The sequence below is a fragment of the Xanthomonas protegens genome, assembly GCF_038442435.1.
Classification (GTDB): domain Bacteria; phylum Pseudomonadota; class Gammaproteobacteria; order Xanthomonadales; family Xanthomonadaceae; genus Xanthomonas_A; species Xanthomonas_A sontii.
Genome location: NZ_JAQJCQ010000010.1, coordinates 114270 through 126618 on the forward strand (window position 1 = coordinate 114270; position 12349 = coordinate 126618).

General features: G+C 71.3%; 10 protein-coding genes. 1 reads left to right on the forward strand and 9 read right to left on the reverse strand.

Annotated elements, in window-relative coordinates; genetic code table 11:
* Positions 1-187: 187 nt before the first annotated feature.
* From PIQ37_RS12845 to PIQ37_RS12885, 9 genes are all read right to left on the reverse strand, one after another.
* Positions 188-2020, reverse strand: coding sequence for a DUF885 domain-containing protein (locus tag PIQ37_RS12845; protein ID WP_342073781.1), 1833 nt, complete (start codon positions 2018-2020; stop codon positions 188-190).
* A complete protein-coding gene (locus PIQ37_RS12850) occupies positions 2017-3849 on the reverse strand; it encodes a DUF885 domain-containing protein (RefSeq protein ID WP_342073782.1) in 1833 nt (610 codons plus the stop codon). Before PIQ37_RS12850 ends, PIQ37_RS12845 begins: the two co-directional genes overlap by 4 nt.
* Positions 3850-3931: 82 nt before the next feature.
* Positions 3932-5140, reverse strand: coding sequence for a M24 family metallopeptidase (locus tag PIQ37_RS12855; protein ID WP_342073783.1), 1209 nt, complete (start codon positions 5138-5140; stop codon positions 3932-3934).
* Positions 5137-6729 (reverse strand): aldehyde dehydrogenase family protein, encoded by a 1593-nt coding sequence (locus PIQ37_RS12860; RefSeq protein WP_342073784.1) that lies wholly within the window; start codon positions 6727-6729, stop codon positions 5137-5139. Before PIQ37_RS12860 ends, PIQ37_RS12855 begins: the two co-directional genes overlap by 4 nt.
* A 1-nt stretch (position 6730) precedes the next feature.
* On the reverse strand, positions 6731-7636 hold the full coding sequence (locus PIQ37_RS12865) for a dihydrodipicolinate synthase family protein (RefSeq protein ID WP_342073785.1): 906 nt from the start codon (positions 7634-7636) through the stop codon (positions 6731-6733).
* Positions 7633-9003, reverse strand: coding sequence for an FAD/NAD(P)-binding oxidoreductase (locus PIQ37_RS12870; RefSeq protein ID WP_342073786.1), 1371 nt, complete (start codon positions 9001-9003; stop codon positions 7633-7635). The genes PIQ37_RS12865 and PIQ37_RS12870 overlap by 4 nt, the downstream gene beginning before the upstream one ends.
* The gene (locus PIQ37_RS12875) at positions 8996-9244 is read right to left on the reverse strand and encodes a (2Fe-2S)-binding protein (RefSeq protein WP_010343411.1); all 249 of its coding nucleotides are present in this window, start codon (positions 9242-9244) and stop codon (positions 8996-8998) included. The genes PIQ37_RS12870 and PIQ37_RS12875 overlap by 8 nt, the downstream gene beginning before the upstream one ends.
* Positions 9241-10341: an NAD(P)/FAD-dependent oxidoreductase gene (locus tag PIQ37_RS12880; protein ID WP_342073787.1), complete on the reverse strand. Its 1101-nt coding sequence runs from the start codon at positions 10339-10341 to the stop codon at positions 9241-9243. The genes PIQ37_RS12875 and PIQ37_RS12880 overlap by 4 nt, the downstream gene beginning before the upstream one ends.
* Positions 10338-11279: a 4-hydroxyproline epimerase gene (locus PIQ37_RS12885; protein ID WP_342073788.1), complete on the reverse strand. Its 942-nt coding sequence runs from the start codon at positions 11277-11279 to the stop codon at positions 10338-10340. Before PIQ37_RS12885 ends, PIQ37_RS12880 begins: the two co-directional genes overlap by 4 nt.
* Before the next feature lie 172 nt (positions 11280-11451).
* Between PIQ37_RS12885 and PIQ37_RS12890 the strand changes: the two genes are divergently transcribed.
* A complete protein-coding gene (locus tag PIQ37_RS12890; RefSeq protein ID WP_017911046.1) occupies positions 11452-12159 on the forward strand; it encodes an AraC family transcriptional regulator in 708 nt (235 codons plus the stop codon).
* The last annotated feature ends 190 nt before the right edge of the window (positions 12160-12349 follow it).

Here is a 12349-nt window from a genome sequence, read left to right on the forward strand (position 1 = left end):
GCCCCGAAGGGGCGGATGAGGGTCCGGGCGAAGCCTCGTGCAGCTGAAACACCGCATGCGCTTCGCGCCCGACCCTCACCCCAACCCCCCGCTCCGCGCCCCGGCCCGCGCTTGCGGCGCGGGCGCTCAAGGGCACGCGCGCCAGTGGCGCGCAAACCGTGCCCTTTCGCCCCGAAGGGAGAGGGGCTTACTGCTTCGCCGCCTCCTTCGACCAAGGCGACTTCCCACCCTCGGCAATGAACCGATCAATGCGCTGCTCCAGCACCGGCAACGGCACCGAGCCGGTTTCCAGCACCGCATCATGGAAGGCGCGCAGGTCGAACTTCTCGCCCAGCGCCTGTTCCGCCTTGCGCCGCAGCTCCAGGATCTTCAGCTCGCCCAGGTAGTACGACAGCGCCTGTCCGGGCCAGGCGATGTAGCGGTCGACCTCGGTGGTCACCTCGTGCTCGCTGAGCGCGGTGTTGTCGCGCAGGAACGCCTGCGCCTGCTCCCGCGTCCAGCCGTCGTGGTGGATGCCGGTGTCGATCACCAGCCGGCACGCACGCCACATCTGGTAGGTCAGGTAGCCGAAGCGGTCGTACGGGGTGTCGTACATCCCCATCTCCTGCCCCAGGTATTCCGAGTACACCGCCCAGCCCTCGCCATACGCGGAAATGAAGGTGTAGCGGCGGAAATCCGGCAGGTTGTCCTGCTCGGCCGCCAGCGGCATCTGCAGCGCATGACCGGGCGAGGACTCGTGCAGGGTCAGCGCAGCGAGGTTGTACAGCGGCCGCGACGGCAGGTCGTAGGTGTTGACCAGGTAGATACCCGGGCCACCGCGGCCGCCGGTGTAGAACGGCGCCAGGTCCGCCGGCACCGGCTCGATCGCGAAGCGCTGCCGCGGCAGCCGGCCGATGTAGTCGCCGATCTTGCCGTCCACGCGCTTGGCGATCCACGCCGCGTCCTTGAGCAGTTCTTCCGGGGTCTTGGCGTAGAACTTCGGATCGGTGCGCAGGTAGTGCAGGAACGCCGGGAAGGTCTGCTGCCCGGGCGGGGTCTTGAAGCCGCTGTCGGCGATCGCCTGGTCCATCTCCTTGCGCAGCCGCGCCACTTCCTTCAGGCCCACCGCATGAATCTGCTCGGGGCTGAGATCAAGCGTGGTGTATTCGCGGATCTGCGCGCGGTAATACGCGGCGCCGTCGGGCAACGATTCGGCGGCCAGCGCCGGGCGCGCCTTGGGCAGGTATTCCTCGCGCATGAAACGCAGCAGCTTGGCGTAGGCCGGCACCACCTGTTGGGCGATCGCAGTGCGCGCCTGCGCGCGCAACTGCGCCTGCAGCGGCGCCGGGATCGTCGCCGGCATCTGCTTGAACGGGGTGTAGAACAGATTGCTCTCGCCCGGCGCTTGCGCGACCTCGGCGATCGACTGGTCGCGGCCCTGCAGGGTCACCGTCGGCTGAGCGAAACCGCGCGCCAGGCCGGCGCGCATGTTGGCGATCTGCTCGTCGAAGTAGCGCGGGATGTCGGCGAGCTGTCCGAGATAGCGCTGGTAGTCCTCGCGGTTGCGCAGGGTGGCGCGCGCGGTGAACCCCAGGTCGCTCCAGAACGCGGTGTCGCTGTTGAACGGCATTTCCCAGGCGCGGAACCGCTGCTGGTCGAGCAGCACCTGCAGTTGCTGGCGATAGACCTGGTAGTTCACCTGGTCCTGCGCCGACAACTGCGCCGGGTCGATCGCATCCAGGTCATGCAGCGTCTGCTGCCAGTAGGCGGTGCGCTGCGCCTGGGTGGCCGGATCGACCTTGGGCAGGTGATCGGCGGCCTGTCCCTGCGCGTCCTCGTCGTCGGCGCCGGCAAACTGTTCCTGGCGCCATTTCCACTCGCGCTGGTACAGCGCCTTGAAGCGCGCGCCGGCATCGCCCGCGGGGGCAGCGGAGGCCGGCGCGGCGGTCTTTGCCGGCGCGGCGGCGGCAGCGCCCTGCCAGGCCAGGGTGCAGGCGATGGCCAGGGCCAGCGCCGTGCGCAGTCGGGAACGGGAGGTCATCGCGAAGTCTCCGAAGTGGCGGGGGTGCCGGCCTGGACCTGGGCGATCCAGGCGTCGATGCGCGCGTTCAGCAGGTCCAGCGGCATCGCGCCGCCGCCGAGGATGACATCGTGGAAGGCGCGGATATCGAAGCGGTCGCCCAGCACGCGCCTGGCCTTCTCGCGCAACGCCAGGATGTCCAGTTCGCCGAGCTTGTAGCCCAACGCCTGGCCCGGCCAGACGATGTAGCGGTCGGTCTCGGACTGGATGCTGGGTTCGTCGTCGGACGGATGCGCGTGGAAGAAATCGATCATCTGTTGCCGCGTCCAGCGCTTGTAGTGCACGCCGGTATCCAGCACCAGCCGGTTGGCGCGCAGCAGTTCGCCGGCCAGTCGGCCGTAGTCGCTATACGGATCGCGGTAGAAGCCCACCTCCTTGCCCAGCCGCTCGGCGTACAGCGCCCAGCCTTCCACGTAGGCGTTGTAGCTCGACTGCTGGCGGAACGGCGGCAGCGGCAGGGTCTGCGCCAACGAGATCTGCAGGTGATGGCCGGGCACGCCCTCGTGATACGCGGTGGCCTCGATGTTGACCAGGGTGCGGTGCGCGTAGTCGCTGGTGTTGACCATCACCAGCCCCGGCTTGCTGCCCTGCGCATCGCTCTGCCAGTACTCGGCACCGGGGGCGGTGGCGCGGAACGCGGGCATCGCGCGCACCTCCAGCGGCGTCTTCGGCAGCGTGCCGAACAACGTCGGCAGCTTCGGCTGCATCTGCGCGATGTCGTCGCGGTAGCGCTGCAGGATCTGCTCGGGCGAGGTGGCGAAGAACCTGCGGTCATGGGCCACCGCCTTGCGTAGCGCAGCCAGGTCGGCATAGCCGAGCTGCTTGGCGATGGCGCCCATCTCGCCTTCGATGCGCGCGACCTCGGCCAGGCCGGTCTGATGGATCTGCTCGGGCGACTGATCGGTGGTGGTCTGGGTGTGGATCGCGAAGCGGTAGCGGCGCGCACCATCGGGCAGCGACCAAAGGCCTTCGTGGGCACGGCCCTGCGGCGCGTATTCGTCGGCGACGAAGTCGGCGAGCTTGCGATAGGCCGGGCGCACCTGCTGGTCGATCGCCGCGATCATCGCCGCGCGCAGGCGCGGCCGCTCCGCATCGGGCACGGCCGCGGGGAATTGCTGCAGCGGCGCGGCGAACGGACTGTCGGCCCCGGCCGGCGCGGCGATCTCGCGCACCTGCGCGGGAATGCGCTCGAGCAGGTACTTCGGCTGCACCAACCCGTCCCTGGCGCCGGCGCGCGACAGCGCCACCACCTGGTCCAGCAGCGCCGGGATCGCCTGCAGGCGCTTGATGTAGTCCTCGTAGTCCTTGACGCTGGCGAACGGGAACGCCTGCGCGTAGCCCGGCAACGCCACCTGGATGCCGCCGACCGGCTCCAGCGGCATCTCGTCGTTCTTCAGCGCGATCGCCTCCAGCCGGTCGCGCAACTGCCGCTGCATCATCTGCAGGCTCAACCGCTCCTGCGCCGACAGCGCCTTGGCATCGACCGCATCGAAACGCGCCAGGAACGCGATGGTGGCCTGGCGTTCGGCCTCCAGCGCGGCGAGCGAATAATCGCTCCAGCGATCGTTGTAGCGGCTGTCGCCGATGATGCTGGCGAACTCCGGATGGTGTTCGAGCTGGTACTGCCACTGCGCGTCGAGCAGCGCGGCGAAGGCCTGCGATGGCGAGGCGGCAGCCTTGCCCGGCGCTGTTGCCGCCGGCGTGGAAGGCGCCGACGGTGCAGACCGCTGACAAGCGCTCAGCAGGACCAGCGCCAGCATGCTGACGACGGGCAGACGCATGTGTTTCATCGTGGCACCCCACAGGGCGGCACGCGCCCGTGACACACAGCGGCGGCCGCCGCGCAGACGTTGGAGGCGGCCGCCCTGCGCATCAGGCGAACGGCCGGTCGATCGCCGGCGACGGCGGCGTGAACCACTGCGCGCCGTCTTCGGTGACGTAGAAATGATCCTCCAGGCGCACGCCGAACTCGCCCGGCACCACGATCATCGGCTCGTTGCTGCAGCACATGCCCGGAGCCAGCGCCAGCGCATTGCCGCGCACCAGGTACGGCGCCTCGTGGATGCTCATGCCGCAGCCGTGGCCGGTGCGGTGCGGCAGCCCCGGCAACTGGTAGTCCGGGCCGAGCCCGGCACGCTGCAGCACCTTGCGCGCCGCCTCGTCCACCACCGCGCAAGCCACGCCCGGCCGCACCACGGCGAAGGCCGCCGCCTGTGCGTCGTGCTCCAGTTGCCAGATGCGCCGCTGCTTCTCGCTGGGCTCGCCGAAGATGTAGGTGCGGGTGATGTCGGAGTGGTAGCCCTGCACCGTGCAGCCGGTGTCGATCAGCACCAGTTCGCCCGGGCGCAGCGCCTGCACGCCGGGAATGCCGTGCGGATACGCGGTGGCGTGGCCGAACTGCACGATGCAGAAGGTCGAGCCGTTGTCGGCGCCGAGCGCGCGGTGTGCCTGGTCGATGAAGCGGGTCAGTTCCGCGGTGGTGATGCCTTCGTGGATCAGCCCGGCGGCCAGCCGCTGCACGTGCAGGGTCATGTCGCAGGCCTGCTGCATCAGCGCCAGTTCCGCCGGCGACTTGCGCATGCGGCAGCCGTCGACGATGGCCGCCGCATCGCGGATCGCGATCCGCCCCAGCACCGCCGTCAGCCCGGTGTGCACCGCAAAGGCCACACCCGGGTCCAGCGCCAGGCTCTGCGCGTCCAGTTCCAGCAAGGCCTCGGCGGCCAGCGCGTGCGGATCCTCGTGCTCCTGCCACAGGCGCTTGCGCACCGGCACCGCCAGCACCGCGTCCAGCGAGCCTTCCTCGAACGCCGGGCAGATCAGCAGCGGATCGCCTTCGGCGGTCAGCAGCATCGCCACCAGGCGCTCGCTGGCGCCCCACGGCACGCCGGTGAAGTAGCGCAACGAAGCGCCAGCACCGATCAGCAACGCGTCGGCGCCGTGCGCGCGCATCAGCGCGCGCGCGTTGGCCAGGCGCTGCCGGTACTCCTGCTCCTGGATCGCCGGCGCGCGGTGCGGCCACGGCGCCAGTTGCGCGTGCGCCTGCTCCAGGGTCAGCCCGCCGATCTGGGACTGCTCGCTCATGCGCTGCGCTCCACGTCGGCGGTACTCCAGCAGCCGTCGATCAAGCGCTGCACGCCGCCAGGATTGCGGTCGCGCAGCAACGGCGGCAGCAACGCGTCGGGCACGCCGTCGTAGCTGTGCAGCGCGGCGAAGCGGCGGATCGCCGCGGGCATGCCGACGGCAGTGAAGCCCGGATGGCCGGTGCTCGGATACGGGCCGCCATGGTTCATCGCCGGGCTCACCGCCACGCCGGTCGGCATCTTGTTGCAGATCAGGCGGCCGACCCGCGGGCGCAGCGCCGCGGCCAGCGCGGCGAAGGCCAGATCGTCGCTGCCGTCGGCGGCGCGATACAGGGTGCCGGTGAGATTGCCTTCGAAGCTGCGCGCCAGGGCGGTCAACTGCCCCAGCCCGCCGCCGCGCACGATCAGGCTGACCGGGCCGAACGCCTCGGTCTGCAGCGCCTCGGGCTGCTGCAGGAACGCCTCGGCCGACACTTCCAGCAGGGTCGGCGCATGCCGGTAGCCGGGGCCGGCATCGGCCTCGCCGCCGGCCAGCACCGCGGCGCCGGCATCGCGCAGCGTGCCCACGCTGCGCTGCAGGTGCTCCAGCACGCCGCGCGAGAACAGCAGCGCCGGCGCAGCCGCGGCGAAATGCGCGGTGGCCGCGGCGACGAAGGCATCGCCCGCCTCGCCCTCGGGCACCACCACGATGCCCGGATTGGTGCAGAACTGGCCGCTGCCCATGGTGCAGGAGGCGAAGAACTCCTGCGCCAGCGCCGCGCCGCGTTCGGCCAGCACACCCGGCAGCAGGAACACCGGATTGACGCTGGACAGCTCGACGTAGGCCGGCACCCCGGCACGGTCGGCGGCGGCCTTCAGCGCCAGCCCGCCGGCACGGCTGCCGGTGAAGCCGATCGCCCCCAGCCGCGGATCGCCGGCCAGTTCCAGGCCCAGCGTGGTGTCGAAGTGATACAGCAACTGCACCGTCGCCGCCGGCAGGTCGTTGGCCAGCAGCGCCTGGTGCGCGAGCTGGGCCAGGCGCTGGCTGGTGGCCGGATGCGAAGGATGCGCCTTGGCGATGACCGGATTGCGCGCGACGATGGCCGAGGCGAAATCGCTGCCGGCCACCGCGTTGAACGCGAACGGGAAATTGTTCGGGCCGAACACCAGCACCGGCTTGTGCAGCGGCCCCAGCTGCGCGCGCAGGCCGGCCGCGGTGTCGATCACCGGCTGCGCCCAGCTGTGGCTGCGCGCCGCCTGCGCGGCCTGGCGCAACTGCCCGCTGGCGCGCGGCAGTTCCACCTTGGCCAGGCGCGGCTCTACCGGCAGGCCGGTTTCCGCGTGGGCCAGCGCCACCAGACGCTCGACGTCGGCGTCGATCGCGTCCGCATACGCATCCAGGAACGCGGCGATGCGTTCCGGAGCGGCCGCGGCCAGCGCGTCGGCACTCAGCGCCGCCGCGCTCAGCGCCGCTTCCAGGTCGGCGGCGCCGCTGATCGGGAACGACGGACCGAACTCGCTCCCGTCGCGCGGGTCCTCGGCGCGGAAGCTGCCGCGCTCCTCCAGCGAGGCCTGCCAATGGCCGGCCAGCAACAGCGGTTGCGTGCTCATCTCAGTGCCCGGGATGGGTGGCGATGGCGTGGTCGATGACCTTCAGCGCGGCCTCGCGCTCGGCGCCTTCCAGCACCAGCCGCGGCGCGCGCACGCGCTCGCTGCCCAGGCCGACCTTCTCCTGCACCAGCTTGATCAGCTGCACGAACTTGGGCACGGTGTCCAGGCGCAGCAGCGGCAGGAACCAGTCGTACAGCGCCTTGGCCGCCGGGTAGCCGCCGTCGCGGGCCAGCTCGAACAGCTTCACCGACTCCTTCGGGTAGGCGTTGACCAGGCCGGCGATCCAGCCCTTGGCGCCCATGCTCAGACCTTCGACGATCGCATCGTCCATGCCCACCAGCAGCACCAGGCGGTCACCGAGCAGCTCGCCCAGCGCGGCGAAGCGGCGCACGTCGCCGGAAGATTCCTTGACCGCCTGCAGGTTCGGGAATTCGGCGGCCAACTCGGCGATCTGCGCCGGGCTGAAATCGGTCTTGTAGGCGATCGGGTTGTTGTACAGGATCGCCGGCAGGTCGGTGGCGGCGATCACCGCGCGCATGTGCGCACCCATCTCGCGCCAGTCGGTGGAATACACGTACGGCGGCAGCACCATGAGGCCACCGCAGCCGACCTGCTTGGCCGCCTGCGCCAGGCGCACGGCCTCGTCGGTGGACAGCGCGGCGATGCCCGGCACCACCGGGATGCGGCCGTCGACCGCCTGCACCAGGGTCTTCAGGATCGCCAGCTTGTCGTCGAAGCTCAGCGTGGCCGCTTCGCCCAGCGAACCCAGCGGCACGATCGCGGTGCAGCCGGCGTCGATCATGAGCTTCGCATGCTTGGCCAGGAACGCGTGGTCGATGCTGCCGTCGGCGTTGAACGGGGTGGTGATGGCCGGCAGCACGCCGTACCAGAAGGAAGCCTTGCTCATGGATGTACACCTTGTGGAGAGTTGCGAAGGGATGCCGCGCGCGACGGCGCGGCGCAAGCGGTGTCCGGACCGGGGTCCGGACAGGGATGGGCCAGCGCATCCAGCCGCGCCGGGAACAGCGGCGGCCGGCGGCCGTCGTCGGAGAAATCGGCGGCGCGCGCGGCCAGGCCCAATTCGGTGAGCGCGCTGCCGCAGATGCGGCCCTGGCAGGCGCCCATGCCGCAGCGCGAGGCCAGCTTGGCGTCGCGCAGGTCGGTATGGCCCTGCAGCGCGGACAGCGGCACGTCCTCGCAGCGGCACACCAGCGTGTCCGGCGCGGCCAACGCGTGGAGGCGCGGGTCCAGCGCGAACTGGCGCTGCAGCAGTTCAGCGAAGGCGCGCGCGCGGCGTCGCTGCGGTTGCAGCGCCTGCGCATCGGCGTCCTGGCCGGCGGCCAGATGGCCGGCGATCGCGCCTTCGACGCGCGCGCAATCGCGCCCGCCGATGCCCAGCGCTTCTCCGGCGGCGTAGACGCCGTCGACGTTGGTGCGCAGTTGCGCATCCACCGCCACGCACGGATGCGCGCCGCTGCCGCCCAGGCGGCAGCCGAGCAGTTGCGCCAGTTCCACGTTCGGCACCAGGCCGTAGCCCACTGCCAGCTGATCGCAGGCGAGACGGCGGCGGCCGCGCGGGCCGTCGAGTTCCACCTCCTGCACGCGACCCTCGCCATACGCGGCCAGCACCACGCTGCCGGCGTGGTAGCCGACCCCGGCCAGTTGCGTGCGCAGCGCCAGCGCCTGCAGCGCCTTGTCCGGCCAGCGCAGCGGCAACTGCGCGGCGAATGCGGCCAGCGCGCGCCACGGCGCCTGTTCGACGATGCCCAGCACCTGTGCGCCGTGGCGCTGCAGCGTCGCCGCCGAGGCCAGCAGCAGCGGCCCGCTGCCGGCGACCAGCACGCGCCGACCGGTCAGCGGCCAGCCCTGCTTGGCCAGCGCCTGGGCGCCACCGGCGCCGGTCACCCCGGGCAGGGTCCAGCCCGGGAACGGCAACAGCAATTCGCGCGCGCCGGTGGCCAGCACCAGCGCGTCGTAGCCCAGCCAGCGCGGGCCATCGGGGCCATCGGTGAGCAGTTGCCGGTCCTGCGCCAGCAGCACCTGGGTCTGCGGCAGGAAGGTCACCGCGCTGGCCGCCAGCTGCGCCAGCGCGCGCGCAGCCAGGCGCGGCGGCGCCTGGGCCACGTCGTGGCGCCAGATCTGGCCGCCGGCACGCGCCTGCAGATCGACCAGGCCGACGCGGCGGCCATGCCCGGCCGCGGCCAGCGCCGCCGCCAGCCCGGCCGGGCCGGCGCCGATCACCAGCACGTCGTAGTGGGCGCGCGGCTCAGCCATCGGTCCACACCTGCATGCCGTCGCGCGCCGGGGTGATGCAGGCGCGCAACTGGCCGACGCGGTCGATGCGCACCCGGCACTCGGCGCACACGCCCATGCCGCACAGCGGCGCGCGCGGCTGGCCGCTACGCGAGCGGCGGAAATGCGTGGCCACCTGCGCCACCGCCGCGGCCACGCTGCTGCCGTCGAGCACTTCGACATCGCGGCCATCGACCTGCAGGCGCAGCATGCGCGCGCTCATGCCAGCACCCGCGCCGGCGCGTACGGCGCCGGGTCGATGGCCGCCGGCCGCTGCAGCAACTGATCCAGCAGCAGGCGTGCACTGCCCAGCGCCGTCGTCACGCCCAGGCCCTCGTGGCCGGCCGCGACCCACACGTCGCGCCGCTCCGGCACCGCGCCCAGGTACGGACGCCCGTCCGGCGTGGCCGGACGCAGGCCGGTCCACACCCGGATCGCCTGCAATTGCCGCAGGCCCGGCAGGAACGCGAAGGCGCGCTCCAGCATCCGCTGCAGCATCGGCATCGACACCGTGCGGTCGATCGCGTCGAATTCGCGCGAGGAGCCGATCAGAATCTGTCCGGTCGGCCGCGGCTGCACGTTGAACGCCACGCTGCTGCCGTCGCTGCCGTGCGCGCTGTCGGCATAGCCCAGTTCCAGCAATTGATGGGCGACGAAGCCCGGGTAGCGGTCGGTGATCACCAACTGCCCCTTGCGCGCGCGCATCGGCAGTTCCGGCAACAGCTCCGGCAACGCGCAGCCGGTGGCGACCAGCACCGGACCGTGCAGCGTGCTGCCATCGTCCAGCCGCACACCGCTATCAGCCAGCGCAGTGGCGCGGCGCCCGGCGTACAGCTGCGCACCGGCGGCGCAGGCGCGCTCGACCAGGTAGCGCGCCATCCGCGGCGGATACACCACCGCCTCGGCGGCCACGCGCATGCCGCCGGCCAGGCCCGGCACCAGCGCCGGCTCCAGTTGGTACAAACGCTGTGCATCGAGCGCTTCGGCGTGCACGCCGGCCGCGGCCAGGCGCTGGATCTTGGCCGGAATCGCCTCCAGTTCGCGCGCCTCGCGCGCCACCCACAGCGTGCCGCAACGGCTGAACTCGGCCTCCGGCAGCGGCGCGAATTCCTCCCACAGGCGCAGCGAGTACGCCGACAAGGCCAGTTCCGCCGGATCGTCGTCCATCGCCACCAGGTGACCCATTGCCGCGGCGGTGGAACCGCCGCCGATGCTGCCCGACTCGACGATCGCCACGCGCAGGCCGGCGGCCGCCGCCGCATCGGCGCAGGCCGCGCCGACGATGCCGGCGCCGACGACGATCAGGTCGAAACCGCTCATGCGGCGTCGATGCCCCAGGCGAACGGATCCTGCGGATCGATCGACAACTGCGCGCGCGCAGTGATGTAGGCCTGCCCGGTGATGCGCGGCAGCACGCCGCGGGTGCCGGCCGCATAGCTGCCCTCGAACACGCTGCCGAGGATGCCCTGCTGGCGCCACACCTGGCCCGCCGCCAGCTTGCCGTCGGCGGCCAGGCACGCCAGCTTGGCGCTGGTGCCGGTGCCGCACGGCGACCGGTCGTAGGCCAGGCCCGGGCACAGCACGAAGTTGCGCGCATCGGCGCTGGCGTCCGGCGCCGGCCCGTTGATCTCGATGTGGTCGATCTCGCCGCCGTCGGCACCGCGGATGCCCGCCGCCTCCAGCGCCAGCCGCACCGCCTCGGTGTAGGCGGTCAGCGCGCGCTGGTGGCGCAATTCCAGCGCGCACGGGGTCTGTTCGGTGATGAAGAACCAGTTGCCGCCCCAGGCGACGTCGCCGCGCACCCGCCCGTATTCGGGCACCTGCACTTCGACGCCGGTGGCATGGCGGTAGCTTTCGACGTTGTCGACCGAGACGCGGCCGTCGGCGTGCAGTTCCACGCCGACCGTGCCCACCGGCGTCTCGATGCGGTGCGTGCCTGCGCTCAGGCGGCCCAGTTCGGCCAGCGTGCGCACCAGGCCGATGGTGCCGTGGCCGCACATGCCCAGGTAGCCGACGTTGTTGAAGAAGATCACCGCCGCGCAGGCATCGGCGGCCACCGGCGGCAGCAGCAGCGCGCCGACCATGGTGTCCGAGCCGCGCGGCTCGCAGGCGATGGCGCTGCGCCAGCGGTCGAAGCGCGTGCGGAACAGCTCACGGCGCTCGGCCAGGGAACCGGTTCCCAGATCGGGGAAGCCGGAGACGACGACACGGGTCGGTTCGCCGGCGCTGTGCGAGTCGATGACATCGAGTGTATGCATGGGGCCATGCTCACATTCGGCACCGCCGCCGGCTAGCAGCGTTTGCCTGTCGCCAATGCGGAAGTTCGCACAACCCGGCGACGCCCCAGGGCGTCGACTTAGGCTAGCATCGGCATTCAGGGGACGCGCGACGGCGCGCCCGCACCGCCGCCCACTCCCGCAGGTGAACGCCATGGACACTCTGATTTCGGCACTGGAACTGCAGACGCTGTTCGACGCCCTGCCGGACGTGGTGTTCTTCGTGAAGGACCGCGACGGCCGCTACACCCACGTCAACCTGACCCTGGTGCGGCGGCTGGGCAAGAAGTACCGCGCCGACCTGATCGGCAAATCGGCCGCGGACGTGTTCCCGCTGCCGCTGGGTGGCAGCTACCTGATGCAGGACCGGCGCGTGCTGTGCGGCGAGGTGATCGAGAACCAGTTGGAGGTGCACCTGTTCCCGAACCGCACCCCGGGCTGGTGCCTGACCTTCAAGCGCCCGCTGTGCGAGGGCGAGGAGGTGATCGGCGTGGTCGGCATCTCCCGCGACCTGGGCCAGCCGGACAGCCGCCATTCCGCCTACGAGCGCATCAGCCGCGCCATGGAGCACATGCAGGCGCACTACGGCGACAACCTGCGCGTGCAGACCCTGGCCGACCTGGCCGAGCTGTCGGTGGCGCAACTGGAGCGGCACTTCCGCCGCGTGTTCCAGCTGACCCCGCAGCAACTGCTGACCAAGATGCGCATCGAAGCGGCGATGCGCCTGCTGCACGGCGACGACAGCATCGCCAGCATCGGCCAGCTGTGCGGCTTCGCCGACCAGAGCGCCTTCGCCCGCCAGTTCAAGGCCACCGTCGGCATGACCCCGCGCGACTACCGGTCGATGAAGGGCAAGCTGTGAGGGGCCGGGAGTGGGGATTCGGGATTGGGGATTCGTTTTTGGCTGAATGCGGGCGTTGAGATCGCTGCGCTGCGCAAGCAAGAGCCCCTCTCCCTCCGGGAGAGGGGTTGGGGTGAGGGTAAGGCGCAGCCATTGCGTCGAACTACCATGACAAATCCGCGCTTGCCCTTGATGAGAGGCTGGCTCACCG

Coding starts and splice junctions, on each gene's coding strand:
- PIQ37_RS12845 (WP_342073781.1), bottom strand. CDS start 2,020: ATGACCTCCCGTTCCCGACTGCGCACGGCGCTGGCCCTGGCCATCGCC.
- PIQ37_RS12850 (WP_342073782.1), bottom strand. CDS start 3,849: ATGAAACACATGCGTCTGCCCGTCGTCAGCATGCTGGCGCTGGTCCTG.
- PIQ37_RS12855 (WP_342073783.1), bottom strand. CDS start 5,140: ATGAGCGAGCAGTCCCAGATCGGCGGGCTGACCCTGGAGCAGGCGCAC.
- PIQ37_RS12860 (WP_342073784.1), bottom strand. CDS start 6,729: ATGAGCACGCAACCGCTGTTGCTGGCCGGCCATTGGCAGGCCTCGCTG.
- PIQ37_RS12865 (WP_342073785.1), bottom strand. CDS start 7,636: ATGAGCAAGGCTTCCTTCTGGTACGGCGTGCTGCCGGCCATCACCACC.
- PIQ37_RS12870 (WP_342073786.1), bottom strand. CDS start 9,003: ATGGCTGAGCCGCGCGCCCACTACGACGTGCTGGTGATCGGCGCCGGC.
- PIQ37_RS12875 (WP_010343411.1), bottom strand. CDS start 9,244: ATGAGCGCGCGCATGCTGCGCCTGCAGGTCGATGGCCGCGATGTCGAA.
- PIQ37_RS12880 (WP_342073787.1), bottom strand. CDS start 10,341: ATGAGCGGTTTCGACCTGATCGTCGTCGGCGCCGGCATCGTCGGCGCG.
- PIQ37_RS12885 (WP_342073788.1), bottom strand. CDS start 11,279: ATGCATACACTCGATGTCATCGACTCGCACAGCGCCGGCGAACCGACC.
- PIQ37_RS12890 (WP_017911046.1), top strand. CDS start 11,452: ATGGACACTCTGATTTCGGCACTGGAACTGCAGACGCTGTTCGACGCC.